The organism is Moritella sp., assembly GCF_013215705.1.
Taxonomy (GTDB): domain Bacteria; phylum Pseudomonadota; class Gammaproteobacteria; order Enterobacterales; family Moritellaceae; genus Moritella.
The window spans coordinates 45,629-64,354 of the sequence record NZ_JABSQR010000024.1 but is presented as its reverse complement, the minus strand read 5'-3'; the positions used below and the strand labels follow the sequence as shown (position 1 = coordinate 64,354).

Below are 18,726 nucleotides of genomic sequence, written 5' to 3'. Positions count from 1 at the left end.
CGGTTCATGCTTTTAAATTAGTATTGCTCGATATTAGCAATATACATTATTTAGACAGATTGCCGAGCAAAACGTCTGAACAAAGCAAAACCAGTTAACAAACCAAATGATAACAATCCAGTTGAACCGCCATACCATTCTTCATCATCGTCACTTGTAGCGTCATCGGTACCACTCGGAGGTGTTGGTTGGTCAGGTAGGTCTGCATCGCCTAATACATCCAAAATGACAATAGCAGGTTCATGATCTGACGAACGAAACAAATCAGTGTACTTAGTTAAGTCTCCGGTATATTTTGACGAATACTCAAACAGTTTTGATTCTGATGCATTAATATTCCAAACATTTGCATCAACCACTTTTGACGCGGTTGTGCTATCCACTAATATATAATCGAGAGTCCCCACTGTATCGTTATAAATATAGCTATATGCAGCAGGATGCTGATCACTAATCACATTCACAAACCCAAATGAATCAGAGATAGCGTTTGGATTACTGCCCGCCATCGGTTCATCACCTATGTATGTCATGCGTGCGGGCATCACACTGTGGTTTTCTGGCATCGTCGTTAACACAAGCAGCGGATCTTCTTGCCCGTAAGCATTCAGATCACCAATAATCAGCTTGTTACCTGCAATTAACGCCATTTCATTACCCAAATGTTGGGCAGCTGAAACACGTAAATGCTCACAAGACCCTTGAAAGCCAACATCTTCGCCATTCTGAATCGCTACATCTTCCCAACACGTAGAGCCTTTCGATTTGAAATGATTAACAGATACGGTCACAAGCTCTTCAGTACCATTAACCTTAAAGGTTGGCGTTATCGCATCGCGTTGATAATTGTCACCATTTTCATTACCAGTTTGACCGGCGTGTTGTTCCGGCATCTTAATTACTCGGTAAGTATCAAGTGTCACCATTGACGGTTTGTAAATCACCTGATTGGCAATCGCATCACTACCAATAAAACCTGCATTATCAGGACTGGTGACAAAGGTATATTGCTCACTCTCTGGTAATAATGCATTCACTTTATCGACCAAATGAGCAACAGCAGAGCTATCACCGAAACCATTATTTTCGATTTCCATTAAACCAATAATATCAGCATCCATAGCAACAATAGCTGCCGCGATCTTATCACCTTGTAATTGAAACTCTGCGTAAGTCGTTGCACCACGATTAGTACCCGTCGGATTCGAATCACCGTCAAAGGGAGAATTAAAGTAGTTTAAAACATTGAATGTGGCGATACGCAGCCCTTCACCGGAAACATCTGGACGAGGTAGTCGAGGGTTGGAATGGATAAACGTTTGTGCGTCAGCTTGATTAGTAATATAGAGTCTAAAATCACTGTAAGAGTAACCCAACACACCTTGCAATCCATTAACCAGGTCACCATTACGAATATAGTCATCCGTGGTGCCAGTACCGTTGTCTTGCCCAAACGTTGGATACCATAACGGTACACCATTGGGTGCTTTGACCATAGTTTCGACGATAATGCGTCTATCTTCGTTATCATCAATTTGCGCTTGTGCCGCTGTAGACGCAGGAATATTCAGTTGATTGGGATGCAGGTTAAGGCCAGATTTGGCAATCACCATGTTGTTACGAAATGGGCCATAATCAAAGCCATAAGTACGCGCAACATACATATCGGCTTGTTGGTCAATATTAACGAGCATGCCTTCGTGCCTTTCAAGGCTAAAATCAAAATCTACATCGTTACTGTCGGTTCTCACATTTGTTACAGGTATCGTACCATGACCAATCACATCTACATTGGTTGGTTGTATTTTGGTCCAGCCATAATCCTCTTCGACTTTGCCTGTAACAGCCACCCTATCTCCGATAGACAAACCGGTGATAAAACCAGAGACATAGATACCATCAGATGTTGTCACGTCATTATCGCCCTGTTCATCTTGAATGAAGAACCCCTGTGGTAAATCGTTACCCAGGGCATTAGCTTGAATGGCCGTGACGATACCTTCGATCAGGAAGGTTTCAGCTGAGATGTATTTTTCATTTTCGGGATCTGTATAGGGTGAAGACCATGAATTACCTTGCAGTACCATGATTGTCGATTCTATAATGGTAATTGGTTCCCCGCCATTATCAGAACCGCCATCAGATGAAGCTAAGGAACCTAAGCCATCACTGTTATCCTTCGCTTTGACTTCCCAATCTGACTCGTTATAGACAGCCGAAGCGGTTAAGTTTTGCCTAATTAAAGTAACGTCTTTAGCAAAGTTTTGATCGCCCATCACACCGATGATATCGTGCACATTACCATTTAATAATAACGCGACAGGATCATCACCATTAAAATTGATCACATTGGTATCTGTCATGTTTGCTTTAGACAGGATATCGGCATTCGCATCACGATGGGCAAGCACATATACATCGCCCGCGGCGATAGTAATACCCGCTAATGACAAACGGTTACCCCAATCACTATTACCGTTAGCTGACTTCGCTAATTCATACCCCGCTAAAGTAACGGGTTGATCCCCGGTATTCGCTATTTCAATGGCCTTGTTAAACGCACTGCCTTCGATATATTCAGAAATTAAAATGTCTGCATGTGCATTCAACGAAAACATAGCACTCACAGACAGAGATAGTATTGTCTTATTCATCTGAACATTCCTTTGTAAAGTATATTAGTCAGTATCAATCCATTAGATACTAGGCTTCTAAAATACTAATTAAGAATAGTGACAAATAAATTACACTTCCATAAAACTATAAGCATACTTATTAAAAAACACTGAAATGACTATGAATTTACTACTTTAGTACTGGGTGGTCAGTCATGAAAGCAGTACTTTATTTCCCCATAGATCGGAACAAATCATTTTACGGCCTGAGTGGCATGGTGATTTAAACCATTTTATTGTTAACCTGCTAGGCACAGCTGTTCGAAACCAGAAAGAATGGCCAGATAAATACGGCGTGCTCGGCGATTACGTACCAGAAGGAATGCTGAAGCAACAATTATTTCCTTTCGAGAAGCGCAAATAGCGATACTTCACTTCCCGATAATATAAGTTGATACTTAGCAATATCATTCAGATTATATCTCGAATGATATTGCTAACGGTTCCACTAACGCAACATTGCCAGTAAGCACACATACCTGGTCATTACGATAATGAAATGAGTAAAAATGACTGCCATTTCATACCATCACTACCAGGAACAGCTTGTTGCAGTAACGCCATGGTATTTTTAATACGTTGTCTGCTGAATTGATACGAGTGATTCTTTCTGTAGTGTTTGGCAATAATCTGATAATTTAACTTTGTCATCGAAATATTCAGTCAACCTTTTAATATCAGGCAGCATTCCGTCAATTCCGTCCTTCTTTCAACTACTAATTTACGATAAAAGCATGAAAAATTTGAAACAAGTATAATAAACCTGATATCTATCATATTCTATTTAGATGACTCTGCGCGGATGCAGGTATTGACAACAGGATGTGCCAAGATGGATACAGCGCTTTTAAAACCCGAAGAAATACATTCGACCAAACGGATCAAACTAATTAATGACTACTGTGATCAGGGTCTTTATCTAGATGCGCTCGACGAAGCACAAAGTCAATGGGGAAATATCCATACTTGGCAAGGTAAAAACAAACTTTTAATCGCGATTCGTATAACTGAACACTTAGGCTCACAGAGACGGGCTGATGCTATTTTATTACATCTTTGGCGGAATAATAAATTCGAAGCCGAAGTTCTTAGCCAGGTTTTCTTTTACCAGTGGTCGACACTCGGCCCTATTCTAACAATGGAATGGTTAGCAGACGTTAAAAGCTACTTCCAAAGGACGAGTAAAGATAAAGCTGTATTTTATGCAATGCGATCAGTACTACTAAGAGAAATGAAACACTTTTCTTTATCAGAAACCTTACTTGATAAAGCGATACAACTGGACGATAAAAATACTTGGTTTACAATTTTAAAAATACGAACACTGGTTGATCAAGAACAATTTGATGATGCAAAGCAACTAGTCAATAAATACTATGCTAAATATCCGTCTGCCAACAGTTTAAGATTAAAGGCATATGTGTTAGAAGAATCTGAAGACTTCAACGCATCACTTACGTTTATCTCCAAAGATAATTCACACTTCCAGTCAGCCTCACTGCTATTACAACTAGCACACATGCAATCCATCAACCATGATTACAATGCTTGTGAAGCGACTCTTTGCCGTTATCTAGAAATTCGTATTAGCAGTGATAAAAGCAATGAGCAACTATTAATTTCCCTACAAGGCCAGATTGCAATTGAGCAAGGCAATACAGATCTTGCAGTCCAGATTCTTAAAGACCATAAGCGTTATTATTGGAAAAGCATTGCCCAAAATATACAAAATTCAAAAGGTAACAAAAATTCAAAGCTACTTAATGTTCCTTTTCTACGACAAACCCATCTCACATGTGCACCAACAACATTAGCCGCTATTTCTCAATATTGGGGATTCAACCATAACTCAAATGAGATCGCCGAACAGATCTGCTTTAACGGTACACCAAGCACATTGCAACGGAAGTGGTTACGAGATCATGATTTCAAGTTCATCGAATTTGAACTTAACGTTGACTTAGCTTATGCATTAATTGACCAAGGTGTTCCGTTTACATTAGTAACAACTGCTGGATTTAACTCTCACTTACAAGCGGTATGCGGATACGATAAACAGCTTGGTACTTTATCGATAATGGACCCTTCTTCGTCGGTAAAACAAGAAGTATTAGCACAAGAATTAATCGATTCAGAAGCTTACTTAGGTGCGAATTGTTGTGCCATAGTACCACAAGATAAAACCGCATTACTGGCAGATTTAACTTTCCCTGCCAGTGAGTTGTTTGTCCTTTTAGACAAGTTTCAAAATGCCGATAATAATCGTGACTTTAATTTAGCACAACAAGCATTAGACGAGATGATACAGCTCTCCCCGACTCACCGCATCACATTACAAACGAAACGGGCAGTGGCGATTGAGAATGGTGATACTAAACAAATTCAAGATGTTAACTTACAATTATTATCCCGATATCCTAATGAAACGCTTCTGCATAACTCATTATTAATTTGCGGAAAGCAACTCGGTACACAAGAGCAAAGCATTAATGAATTAGCTGAGTATCTTAAACATAACACTGACCATGATTTATTAGTCACCTACTTTACAGAAATATATAACAATAATAGCCAAATCCAAGAGATTGAAAATACGGTCTATAAATTAAAGCAGCAAGCATATCACTCTGACCGTGCAATTTACGCTTTGGCCAATTATTACTGGTCAATACAAGATCACATAACAGCCACAGAATACTATTTAATAGCCCACTGCATGGACGATACAAATAACCGTTATGTTGAGAGTTACTTTAAAGCAGCACGTTATCTTGGCCAACAGGATGAAGCGCTTGCTACTTTAAAACTTCGCTATGAAAAATATAAGCGGCGCTCAATTAGCCCTGCCATATCGTTATATCATGCGTATGAATTACTCGACCTTGAGAACCAAGGTTTAATATATTTATATGATGCATTAAGTATCCATCCAGATGATAAAGACTTAATTGATGTCATCGCTCATAAGCTCATTAATTTACAAAAATTTGCTAAATTAGAAAGCCTTCAACCAATAATTGAAAAGTCACTATCCAAAAATGATTTTAATGAAATCAAAGCGAGAACAGACTCTAAACAAGGTCGAATAGAAGAAGCATTAACGTATTATCAGGCGATGTACAAACAAAGTCCTTTTATCACTCGCTTTGCAAATAACTACTTTTCCTTGCTGGAGCGTAACAATAACCAAACACAGATTAATCACGAGCTAGACGCCTTACACCAAAACCATAAAACCAATACCTTGGTACTCGACTACATAATTGATTGGCACAGCGACGATCTCGTGAAACAAGACGCTTTCATTAGTATGCTAACGGTGCGACCGAATTACAGTGACGTAAGAAGGCAGTACATTGACCTGCTAGAGCAACTAGGCAAACACCAAGAAGCATTAAAGATCGCCGAGGCAAGTTGTAAACTGGTCACCAACGAAGTTCAAAATACGGCATACCTCGCCAACTGTTATTTAAGTAATAATTTGATTAACGAAGCAAAACAAACTGCGCGTAAAGTATTGTCCAACAACGTCGACAACAAACTAGCATTTGATACATTACTCAATGCTTGTAGTGACGATATCGAGACACTAAATGCATTGGAATTTGTGCTAGCAAAAATGAAATCACAAGTTATGTTTGGTGACGCAGCTTGGCATTTTTGGTTCAAAGCAAAAACATTTGCAAGTAATGAAATGCTCAGTGAATTTATTGATTACATCATAAAACACTATCCGCATCAGTGGAGCACATACAGCATTGCATCAATGTATTACATGCAATTAAATGAAACCAACCAAGCTAGTGAAATTTTACAAAAAGGCATCACGAAATTTCCACTGGTATCACGACTTTATTGCGATCAGGCTTGTATTCATGAAGCGCAGGGAGAACCTGATAAAGCAATTGAGCAATATAAAATCGCCTTACAAAACGACTCATCTTGCACAGACATAGCCATACAGCTGGTCCAGTTATTAGAAACGCGGAATCAATTTGATGATGCCGCAGTGATTATTAAACACAGTCTCAAGTATAACTTCAGTGATGGCTCTTTGCATGGCTACCTCGCCGATATTTACATCCAACAAGGCAATGAAGAAGCAGCTTTAGACTCTCTGAGTTGTGCGGTTGAACAGTTTGATGACTATCTTTGGGCGTGGGACAAAATTGTGACCGTCGCCGCCTCACTAAACGCGAAGAACAAACTCGACACCGATAAATATGCATATCAACTTGCTAAAGACTTTACTGATAAAACGCCGCATCTTGCCCAACGTTGGTGTGCATTGGCTTATGTTAGTGACGACGCAGATGAAAAATTACAGCATTTAGAAAAAGCATTGCAGTGTAATATACGCTATCTACCCGCTCACCGCGAAAAAATCATGTTAAGCATGAATATTGGTGATTACCGAACAGCTCAAACATTGGTAATGACAACCCCGTGGGGGGACAATTTGCCAATGGCACTGATACCAATAAAATTTGATATTTTAGAACGCAGCGGCCAACATCGCCAAGCGATTTCATATCTCAAAAAAACACTATCAAAAACCTGTGGTTATAGCCACCTCTGGAGAAAGCTATACAAACTGCTAGAAAAAAATGAGAACTCAGCAGAGATTATAGTATGTAGTAAAATACAAGCCGCATTGAATCCCCATGATCCAGATGTACTGAGTCAAACTGGCGAAAATTTAATTAAGTATGGTAATCAACAAACAGAGAAAACAGGCGACGAATATCTATTTAAAGCCTACCAATTAGCGCCCAACGATGAAAACATCGTGATTACTTATGCTGACCGTCTAGCGAATAGAAATAAGCTTGAACAAGCTCTAAGGGTATTAACAACGCTAGAAAAATCCTGCCAAAGTAGCTATGTGACATCAAGAAAAATTCAGATGTTGTCGCAAAGACAACGTCACAATGAAGCCTTAGCACTGTTAAAACCGATGTTAGCGTTACGGGAAGAGAGTTATTGGGTTGTCGATACTGCATTTACCGCGTTAAGTGAACATTTTGATAAAGACCAACTATTAACTGTATTTTCAAGCCAGCTAAAAGACCTAAACGAAGTTCAAACTTACTATTGGGCTGAGCAGCAATGTGAACACAATAAAAATGCCGGGGTAAGAAAAGTGGTGTCCGCATTAGATATCGTCGAGCACCACTGTGCATGGTCGACTTTATTCACGGCATTGTTTGATTATTGGGATAACAATGACCTAACACCACCAGCAAAGCTGATAAAAAAATACAAGCCCAAGCTAGAAACAGACCCTGATCTTGTCGCCCATCTTAATTATACATATCTTGAAAAACAAAAATATTACAGTGTCATTGAGACCTTTGAACGAATTAAGGACAAAACCCTGTTACCAACATATGCTTTTCATCATTATATACACTCTTTACAGATGGTAGGTAAATGGGATAAAACGCTCGCACCACTTGAACAAAGTTTAACATTAAATGTGGATAACGACTTGGATACGTTAAAGTTATGGCATGTATTCGAGCAGTTCCGAACAACGAATTCATTAGATCCTGTTGATTTAGACATGATCAATAAACAAGAGTTAAATGAAACCGATCAATATGTGCATTGTTTATTAACCGTGATAAAACAATTAGGAACAGCGAGTCTTGATGACAAAAAGGATGAATTATCGCCTTTTCTTAGAAATTGCCAGTGCTACTATCAACAAACCGTTGGTGCTCTGCAAGCAAACTTCGCCAAGAAAATCGTTAAAGCTCATTTAAAACAAGCCATATCCAGCAACAAGTTTATTGATAGGATGAAGCTAAAATGGTGGATCAGTAATCATTTTTAGATAAGAGTTACAATCTGAATGAGATTATGTCCAATAAAACTTAATTCATGGCTGTAGGAAACCGTCTAGGATGTTCTATAGCATTGAATCCGTATTAACGATAAATTAATACGGGTTCAAAAATCCTGTTTAAAAACTAACATTTACTAGGTTACTGAACGCTACCACCTTCAATCCAAGCGTTAAGGATTGCTTCCCTAGCAGTACTCATCTCTAGTATAAAGCTGCGGAATTCCCACTATATCAATTGTGTTATTAGTATCAGTTAGATTGCTAAAAGTCTTACCGTACCAACGTTTATACGCTTTGGCTCAATGTTAACATTTTCACTTGCAAGCTCTGTATAGGGTCGGTTTCTGAATATGGCTTCAACTTCATTACTACTGCCTGGATTAACGACATACAGAGAATAATGACCAGACGTAGGCATGCACATAAAAGTAGCAGTTCGCCAATTAGACCATTCATCGTTTTGGTCAGGTTCAAGTGTTATTGATTCTTGCCAATCGCTGTCATCGTGGCTGAGGTGAACGATTAGTTCAGGCACAATATTTTCGTTGTTATTTTCTAATCCAACATCAAGACTAAAACTAAATCCCCTATTCTGCCAATCCAAATAAGCCGTAGCGATATTGGCATTCTGCAATCGCCCAAACAAGGAAGTGGCATTACCTAACCACGGCATATCATTGTCAGTAACGGGTATTAAAGAATTAGAAAGCATATCTGAAACATGCTGGTCATCAGAAAAGGCCTGCGACTGTGAATAAGCACTTAATCCATCGAGTTCTGTGGCGTACTTATCTAGATCAGCAGGCGTTGCTTCATAATTATCAATTTGGTCGTCAGTAAGCTGCGTAGGCCAAAAGAGTAACTTAACACCTGTCGCACCTGCTTGTACTTGCCCGTTAAGCTTATATGGGATCCAGAGGTCAGGTAGGCCGCTTCCGTCTGCGGGTCTTAACTCACTATCATTGTCTGAATTCTGTTGCGCTGGTACATTTCGGTATTTTTCAAGATTCACGTCTTGATAATAACTGCGTTCTGAAACTTTTAATTCACGCCACAACTCGCCTTTCCAGAACAGATATAAGTAACCGCCTTTTAATTCAGCAGCGTTGGCTTTATTTTTACCTTCATCTAAATAAGCCAACGGCCGGACGGGCACCAATACATTGTCCCACTCATCCATCTCGGTATCTTTTTCGACGGGCACTATATTTTCAGCCACGGCCCTGCAGCCAAGCTACTGATAGCTGCTTGTTTAGAGACCAGTTCGTATGGAATTGATCTGTTTATACTACTCGTCGAACGCACAGCAACAAACAAATCTTTAACTTTTAAGCTTAGCGCTTCGGGTAAGTTTGTGCTTAACCTTCCTATAGATGACAACACCGAAAATTCATCCATAGTATCACTTTGAACAATAACAACATTACCTGTTTCAAGGTGACGAGACAGTTGGTCAACGTTATTACTGTTTGTTGGATTATGATTAGTGCCTGCGTTAAAGTCGGCCACATACAAGTAATGATAACGCATTCGTAGAATCTGTTCTTAGAACACTAAAATATAGTGTGAAGCATCCAGAACATTGGTCAAGAACGACAAGAAATTGCGACCCTGTTGGTGAGGTATATATAAATAATCCAGCATAAATCGAGCTGAAATTAGCAGTTTAATGACAACCCATCATTGCAACATATTGATGATGACATCGACCGACTTCATGTTAATCCTATTTCTTAACGCGGCTAAGTCACATAGGCAGTCGGTGACTTAGCTAATCATCTCACGTATATAGAACCTAACCTTTAGCATGCATCCATGTATTAATAATATCATTTTTCTTATTAGGATCAGCCATTAGCCAAGCCCCTAATTTGGTCTGCTTACTATCCACCAATTGCCCTTCGGCTTTAAGCGCATCTATATCAGAATCGCGTTTCTTTAGTGACTGCCTTACAAAGACCTCATCATCTTTGTTATAAGCTATCCAATTTTTTGGTACATCGTCATACTTCGAAAGTTTTCGAAAAGCAATCGTATTACTTGTTACCGCGTTATCTAACCCTGTACCCTCAGCACTACTGACCTTTAACCTGACATCAGTAAATGGGTTGTTTGAACCAAAAATTGCACCCCGTCGATCACCAAATGGTTTCAGGCCTTCTTGCGGTACCCCGACTGCGTTGATGTAAGACATCGAAACATGGAATGCAAAGATATCTGTCGGTTTATCGGTGATACAAAGATTGTTTAAATCCTCGGAGGTCATTTTTTCATATTTTGCTGCCAAGAGAACTAATTTTCCATCAAGCTTGTCTACCGCGTCGAAACACCATTTACCTTCTTTTTTATAAATTTTACCAATACGATATAACATTTTAGCTTGTTCTATTTTATAACCCTCACCGAATCTCACTTGAATTGGTACACTATTTTGCGAAAAACCTTGATGTTTTAATTTTTCGCCTTGGCTAACTGTACGTACTACAAGTTCTATTTCAGTGGCTGCATTCCAATCAAACAATTCGTTGGACACATAGTGTTTCCCTTTCTGATAGACCGAAAACTGCATTACAGTATCCATAAATACACGGGGATAAATTACTTTATTCTGTGTTATCGTATCTGATTCAAGGAAATTTTTTGCATAAAAATGGTAATCATCTTGTACAGTATAAAATGAATTATTTTGTTTATTTAGTAATTTGTATTTCCGCTTAGGATCTAACCTTAGGTTAAACAAATGGTCGTTTTTTTTGTCATCAAGATACACAGGTTGTTCAGTGTCTTTACTGCCGGGGATATAGCATTCATAAAAATACCGCATAGTGTAAACTTGTGCTGGCGTATTATAGTTATTCTCATCTGAACCATTAGAGTCATCAAACAGGGCTTCCAATAAACCATATCCGTAGTCAGCCATAGGTCTGGTACCCGAAATAACATTTCGGCCTAGTGAAAATGTAGGGTTAATAATCGCACCAAATAAATCTTCACCGCCGACTAAGTCTAATTCATGACTTAAAAGTTTAGAATGATTTAAATCTGTGGCGAATCCGATGGTCGGCGTTGTTTTATCGTTAAGGATCATATTTTGTTTAACAGCTCGAATTGCAATTGGTAATAGCACTGCCGGCCCGTTACTTTCAGAAGTATCATTATGGTCTAAAGTCTTTAGATCACGGCCTGAATCGACGAGTGCTTTTTTTAATATATCATTCTCTTTATTCAGTACGATTAATACACGGATCTGATCATAAGGCGATAAGCAGCGATGAACATGTTTATCCAGATAACGGTCAAGTAACTTCCAAGGTTCATCACTCCCTCTTGGTCTTGCAGAAATAACCATCGTTTCAACAATTTTTTTGTTATTAAATTTTAGCGGTAACGTGGTAAATAATGACTTGAAATAATCAAGGTTGTGACTATTCATATAATGAATAGGCAAGTATTGTTGATATTTCTGCCCTTTAACCAGTTGTGTTTTACTGTGTTCTTCTTGCCAGGTTCGATTCCAAACATAAGCCGCACCACCAATCCAAGACGTAAATGATGAATAGCTTGCTGCACTCCCTTTTTGATCCAACCAAAATTCATCCAGGTGCACAGCAAATAGATCGTTACCGATACTCCAATCATCACGCAGTAAAAAATGCTGTATGTAGCCACCAATATCATAATCCTCGAAAGATTTAGCCGTGTGGCCAGAATTCATTGATGTTGGAAAATGCTGCCTGTAATCTTTAACTATTGATTGCTCATAATAGTAACGGTGAATGAGTCGGATCAAACCATTTAATGCCAAGCCTCTTTTCAAATAGGCTTTATTCATAAATGAACTCACTGACTGATACTCATCTTGTTGTAACAGTAGATTTTGTCCCGCAATATCAAATTCAGAAAACTTTTTTAAGTCAGCTATATAATTTTTGTTGTCATGCGTCATTCGTTGCATATATGACCAACCGGGCTCAATAATTTTGCCCGTCGCATAACATGTATAGGCCAAAACAGCAGCTGGTGCCATTAGGGCAGCTCCCAATCCAACGGCCAGTTCAAATCCACCTTTAGCCGTTTCTACCCACGCTTTGTCTTCATTCACACTCGCTGCAACGACACCCTTTCGACTTGCCTCGAACGCTAACATGCCAGAACGACAAGGGGGGTTTTGAACATATTTGTCAAACATGAAGATCACTTCTACACGCCTATTTCTTGCTAAATTCTCTTCTTTTAACCCCGCATCAATAGATATGCTAGACCCCATTGATATTGTTTGTATCTGCTGTGTCCAAATACTCCATATATCATCGTCAACTTTTCCTTTTAGTCCTTCTGCCAGCAGAGTAGCAAAAGCATCTGCACGCAATTGACCGATTTTGTTGTTGGCAAAATCAGTACCAATTCTGCAGGCATGTCCTCTTATTTTAATTGGTATAGGCTCTACAAGAACAAGAAATTTAACGATCTCGTTAATGATTGTCTTGCCTTTATCGCCGAGCGTTATATCTGAGCGGTTAAATTTGAAACTTAAATTCAACAGTTGGACTTCACTATCCCCCTTTTTGTCTTTTATTCTAGTGAGTGTATTTTCGGCTTCACCACCATTAATCACCTTAATCAGTTTTTCTCTAACGTTTTTTAAAGCCTCTTTTTTTTCTTTAGATTGCGCTTTATCAATATCCCTTAACACTGCCGAGAATGAGTTGGTATTATGGGTATATAACTTGGATGTGTTCATGAAATTTGTTTCAGCATTGTCAGATACATTAGATTTGTCCAATGCTTCATTCATGTTGTAGCCAAGTTCCAGAAATGACAATGGGGTGCCTAACGCAGTATCAAAAACCTTACCGAGTGTGGATGCAAACGGTCTCAAATGTGCAGGGAAAACGTGTAAAGATCCTAACCCAGCCAAATTTCCAGTAGAGTTGACTAACTCAGCCATGGCTTTAACCCCCTTCGCCAACTTACCTATACTCGCGGGATCGAATTTTTTGTATATATCAAGGTAACTTTTTGCCGCACCAGATATACCGGTTGCCGATTGAACAAACTTTGTAAACTCACTATCAGGATCAATTTGAGATAATGATGCATTGATTAGCTTACTTACCGTTCCGATCGTGACACCTTTTTCAAGGCCCGTCCCGAGGCTTTCATAATACGATTTATATGTTTGTAGGTGGTGCCACACTCCCGCTGGTACCGATTTACCGTTGCTGAGTTTGGCATCTTGTGGTTTGACATAAGCACTATCGGTAATTTTATCTGTCAGATCTTTAAAATATTGCGGGCAATGATTAACTAATGCCTCTTCCACACTGATTGGATCACCATTAACCAAACTCGAACGACCTGCGATGGTACTGATCGGCAGATGCAACACTTGCTCGATCAGGTTGTAGTCATGAGGGATCTTTGACTCTTTGATTTTATCTTTGTTACTTCTTAATGAAACAGTTGATAGATCAATATCAAAACGGCAGTACTGTTCACTGGGTTTTAACTGCTGTGGTAAATTGCCCTCTAGCCAGAAGGTAGCAGCATAACTAGTATTTGCGGTTCCTGCATTGTCTGGATGAGAAACCTCTTTAACTTGAGATGTAGCTTTTTTAATTGAGCTATCATCGTCCTCAGTCCCTGCAAAACGAAGATTATTGGGAAACTGTGATAAACAAACCGTTGCCCCCATATAAACCGAAGAAGAAAATACAACAACGATGGTGTATAACTGAGGAATTTCGATAAACTCCATCGGCTGTTCGCGATTATGCTCAGAGAATAATTGCTCATACCATTGTGCATAACTCTTTGCGGTTTTATCCTTCGCGTTGGGATCTGGAACCGAAAATACAGATGACTTTTTTAAGGCAACTCTGTTTTCACGTCTAAGCACTACGTTACTGCTGTGTGTTAACGATTGTTGATCTTCTAACAGCGTATGCAACTTTTTCAGCCAATTACCTTCGAAACAGGCATATGCCATGGGGAGCATATGACTCGGGAAAAATAGTGCCTTTACCTTACCGTTACCGGCCTTATTATCCTGAAACGTGAAAGGTTTACGGCTTAATGTAACCTCACGGCTTGGGTGTACAAGCAACCCATTATTATCACTCACCACCAAACCCGTAGCAGGGGTTATTGTAACATTCTTACTCTTATGTTCTACGGTTTTATCTCCGCTGTCCTTAATCGTCACAGCCATCGCGTAATGACGCAGTGGGATATAATGACCACAAGCTATCCCATCTTTATTATAAGGACGTCCCAATAGGTAATAACCTGACTGGTTTACTTCTGCTATGCCTTTGCCTGCTTTTAATGAACTCATGTTAATTATCCTCAGCTAATTGGTGTCGAGCATTTATTATCTGCTCTTTGCTTGGCAACGGCGGTAGATATTGCAGAAAATCAACGGCATCCAAATTATCCACTAAGTCACTTGAGAGGAAAACATAAGTGTGAATTAAACCAAATCTAAAGTTTTGTTTACTGTAAATGTATCGCATTGCTTTAATCGGACTTTTTTCATCCGGTTGTCGTACACGCACAATACTTCTTTCATAATCAGCATAAAGTTTATCTTTTTGCAAAATGCCTAACATACGCATCTCCGTATGGCCGATAACCTCGGAAGTACTTTCAGCATTGTATATTTTGAAATCGCGCCTTCCTGTAGGTTTCAGCTGCGATGAGCTGGTACTGCAAGTAAATGATTTCCCATCCAAGCTATAATAAACTCGACTACGACAAATCTTTGGAAAGTAGTCGCTCTGCTCGACTAACTCAAAAGTCTTGGCATCGAACACCACAAACTGCCCATCGCCTTTATAGTATTCAGGATTAGCGTAACGCACATAATGTTGTTCGTTATCAACCAACCAACCCGCTGTTGCCTTCTGCACGCCATCACTATTTGCGATGTCACTCGCAAGTACAATCTCTTGCTTGTCACTAAAATAAATGGCCGGACCATAACCATGGAACATATATGCTCTACTGCCATCCTTCGTCCATTGAACACGTCGGCAACTATCATCACCCAGTTTTTTGGTGGCGTGAGTCTTTAGATCATATAATGAACAGCCGGGAAAACCTTTGTATTGAGTACTAAAGATAAGAAAGCGTCCATTGGGCGAGCGACTCATTTGTAAATCGAACAGGCCTGCTACCTCGCCCTCCGACACCATAAGGCGAATATCGGAGGCATCAATATTCATCGACCAAAGCCCGCCTTTCGTTGCCGGATTATTATCCTTCTGACCCCAGAACATCACCCGAGGCATCTTATATTGGGCATCCCACTGCTCACGTAGCGGTTTTTTGGGTAGGTTGATATCATAAGTCCAACTCCACATATTATGTTCAACCATTCCACTTATTTGCTTTTCATAAACCTTGTCATTGATATAGCGTTCATTGCCGCCCAGTAACCACCAAGCACTCACACCGATAAAGGCAACCACCATCATAGTTTGCAATATATTGTTTACTTGTTTCATCAGGTACCTTTACTTAACTTGAGAAATTGTTTGGTTCTGTATATACCGTTGTTAACTTTAGTTTTTACCACTGTGTCAGCAGATCATGATAATCATCCCAGAACTGATCGGGGGCAAATTTAGATTCATCTGGTTGGGCAAGTTCATCAACAGTCACAATTTTATCGTCAACGGGAACTGACTTTGCTAATGCTGCATAATCTAGATCACTCAATATTAACGATCGTTCATAGTTGTTATCGGGGTTAACAACATACAATGAGAATTCGCCTTGGTTTGGCAATGCATAAAACACACATTCACGCCATGTTCCATGCGAGTCTTTAACGACCGTAACAAGCTGAGTTTGCTGCCACTGGCTTTTACTATCAACAAGGTGAGCAAGGTATTCTGTCGAATGGCCGTGATCATAATCTTCCATACCGACTTCGAACTTGAAACGAATCCCTTTGTTCTGCCCATCCAAATAAGCCGTAGCGATATTGGCATTCTGCAATCGCCCAAACAAGGAAGTGGCATTACCTAACCACGGCATATCATTGTCAGTAACGGGTATTAAAGAATTAGAAAGCATATCTGAAACATGCTGGTCATCAGAAAAGGCCTGCGACTGTGAATAAGCACTTAATCCATCGAGTTCTGTGGCGTACTTATCTAGATCAGCAGGCGTTGCTTCATAATTATCAATTTGGTCGTCAGTAAGCTGCGTAGGCCAAAAGAGTAACTTAACACCTGTCGCACCTGCTTGTACTTGCCCGTTAAGCTTATATGGGATCCAGAGGTCAGGTAGGCCGCTTCCGTCTGCGGGTCTTAACTCACTATCATTGTCTGAATTCTGTTGCGCTGGTACATTTCGGTATTTTTCAAGATTCACGTCTTGATAATAACTGCGTTCTGAAACTTTTAATTCACGCCACAACTCGCCTTTCCAGAACAGATATAAGTAACCGCCTTTTAATTCAGCAGCGTTGGCTTTATTTTTACCTTCATCTAAATAAGCCAACGGCCGGACGGGCACCAATACATTGTCCCACTCATCCATCTCGGTATCTTTTTCGACAGGCACTATATTTTCGGCCAGTAATAACTGTAAAGGTGCTGAGCCGTTTTTATCTGGAATATTTAAGTAAAGGTTTCGAGGTTCATTATCTATGTTTCTAAAACGGGATAAACTACGGTGACTAAGATTGCGATCTGCTCTTGGCCTTGCGATGGCTTTATCTTGTTCATTCGTTTTCTCTAAAAACAATGAAGCACTGTTCCTCGGCCACTGCCCTGCAAATTCAACATTGATTTCATAGTAGACAACCGGTGTATACTGACTCTGATACGGATTAGATGGTCTGGTAGATGCACCATTAGAACCATTTGCAGTATTTGCTTTTGGATTGTTTACTCTTGACGCAGAAGGATGAGCAACAGTCTTGTTTACCGCATTTGCATCGGCCTTTGCCTGTTGTTCAGCCGCCAAACTACTTATAGCGGCTTGCTTAGAGACAAGTTCGTATGGAATTGCTCTGTTTATACTACTCGTCGAACGCACCGCAACAAACAAATCTTTAACTTTTGAGCTTAGCGCTTCGGGTAAATTTGTGCTTAACCTTCCTATAGATGACAACACCGACAATTCATCCAAAGGATCGCTTTGAACAATGACTACATTACCGGTTTCGAGATGTCGTGATAGCTGATCAACATTATTATTGACTGAATCATAAGTCCCGACATTAAAGTCGGTTACATTGGTAATATTGGGCTTGGCCCCAAGTTCTGACTGACCTTGTATTAAACGGACAGCAGCAGCAGGACGCATGACAGTTTTAAGATCTGCCACCCTAAGTTCATTGATGTTTTTAAGTGTGTACTGCATCGCTAAATCCATTTAACTGAAGTGAAATTTTTAAATACCTCGAACAACTCAAAATACACAGAAGCCTGTATATCGAAATCTAAAGTATGGGTTCCGAGGTCTAATCCTTAACCAAGGAATAATCAATTACTTATACTACCCTTGATTACTAAACAATCCCAATAAAACGAGTTAAATTAGTACCTTTGCAATACTTTAGACTAACCATCTATGGTGTTTAAGCAGACTAAGTTACTCTGCCTAAAGTAACATTTCAAGTACAGGTATTACTGATACTCTATTATGAAATATCATCCAGATTTTCATTTGATTTCAAATAATTAAGTAATTCTGTTTCATCAATAGAGCCTGTAATTTCCTCATCTAAAATCTCATCATCTAGCCAGTCACCACAAATTGTGTAATCAATATTGCTGCCTATTTTTTTTGCTTGTTTTAATTTTAATAAGAAATCATCTTCATACTTTTTATCAAGGCGTTGCCACCATTCACCAAAACCACCTATGTTATCTACATCTTTAGAAATACCACGTAAACTTGCTGCCGAGCTACTTAAATAGCTTGGATCCCCAGTTTTTGCCTTTTTTAAAGCATCAATAGCATACGCTCTATCACCTTCCAAATTAGGTAATCCTCGACTCTCCCATGCAGAGAAATTATGAGCTTCAATTGTAGGGTTCTGTTGCTGTAATTGCTGAAACGCACCCATACCAATAAGTAACGAATCGATCATTTTGTTAAAACACTCAACATACTCAGTCATATATTCAATACAAGTAAATTTCCGTGCCAATAACTCTTTTTTTGCGATTTTATTCATTA

At 39.4% G+C, this 18,726-nt stretch carries 9 protein-coding genes and 1 pseudogene; 2 read left to right on the top strand and 8 right to left on the bottom strand.

Annotated elements, in window-relative coordinates:
- Positions 1-50: 50 nt before the first annotated feature.
- On the bottom strand, positions 51-2,654 hold the full coding sequence (locus tag HRT96_RS15720; RefSeq protein ID WP_293158654.1) for an ExeM/NucH family extracellular endonuclease: 2,604 nt from the start codon (positions 2,652-2,654) through the stop codon (positions 51-53).
- 247 nt (positions 2,655-2,901) lie between these two features.
- Between HRT96_RS15720 and HRT96_RS21980 the strand changes: the two are divergent.
- Positions 2,902-3,039: pseudogene (locus HRT96_RS21980) on the top strand (sterol desaturase family protein); the annotation flags it as partial.
- A gap of 122 nt (positions 3,040-3,161) precedes the next feature.
- Here HRT96_RS21980 and HRT96_RS15715 read toward each other — a convergent pair.
- The gene (locus HRT96_RS15715) at positions 3,162-3,326 is read right to left on the bottom strand and encodes a hypothetical protein (protein ID WP_293158652.1); all 165 of its coding nucleotides are present in this window, start codon (positions 3,324-3,326) and stop codon (positions 3,162-3,164) included.
- 181 nt (positions 3,327-3,507) lie between these two features.
- Between HRT96_RS15715 and HRT96_RS15710 the strand changes: the two genes are divergently transcribed.
- Positions 3,508-8,514 carry a C39 family peptidase gene (locus HRT96_RS15710; protein ID WP_293158650.1) on the top strand — a complete coding sequence of 1,669 codons (5,007 nt, stop codon included), beginning with the start codon at positions 3,508-3,510 and terminating at the stop codon, positions 8,512-8,514.
- 265 nt (positions 8,515-8,779) lie between these two features.
- Here HRT96_RS15710 and HRT96_RS15705 read toward each other — a convergent pair whose 3' ends face one another.
- From HRT96_RS15705 to HRT96_RS15680, 6 genes are all read right to left on the bottom strand, one after another.
- Positions 8,780-9,745 (bottom strand): hypothetical protein, encoded by a 966-nt coding sequence (locus tag HRT96_RS15705; RefSeq protein ID WP_293158648.1) that lies wholly within the window; start codon positions 9,743-9,745, stop codon positions 8,780-8,782.
- On the bottom strand, positions 9,730-10,056 hold the full coding sequence (locus tag HRT96_RS15700; protein ID WP_293158646.1) for a hypothetical protein: 327 nt from the start codon (positions 10,054-10,056) through the stop codon (positions 9,730-9,732). Before HRT96_RS15700 ends, HRT96_RS15705 begins: the two co-directional genes overlap by 16 nt.
- A 265-nt stretch (positions 10,057-10,321) precedes the next feature.
- Positions 10,322-14,863, bottom strand: coding sequence for an OmpA family protein (locus HRT96_RS15695; protein ID WP_293158644.1), 4,542 nt, complete (start codon positions 14,861-14,863; stop codon positions 10,322-10,324).
- Between the two features lies 1 nt (position 14,864).
- On the bottom strand, positions 14,865-16,034 hold the full coding sequence (locus HRT96_RS15690) for a hypothetical protein (RefSeq protein WP_293158642.1): 1,170 nt from the start codon (positions 16,032-16,034) through the stop codon (positions 14,865-14,867).
- A 64-nt stretch (positions 16,035-16,098) separates the two neighbouring features.
- The gene (locus HRT96_RS15685; RefSeq protein ID WP_293158640.1) at positions 16,099-17,904 is read right to left on the bottom strand and encodes a hypothetical protein; all 1,806 of its coding nucleotides are present in this window, start codon (positions 17,902-17,904) and stop codon (positions 16,099-16,101) included.
- A 280-nt stretch (positions 17,905-18,184) separates the two neighbouring features.
- Positions 18,185-18,724 carry a hypothetical protein gene (locus HRT96_RS15680; protein WP_293158638.1) on the bottom strand — a complete coding sequence of 180 codons (540 nt, stop codon included), beginning with the start codon at positions 18,722-18,724 and terminating at the stop codon, positions 18,185-18,187.
- Positions 18,725-18,726 lie beyond the last annotated feature (2 nt).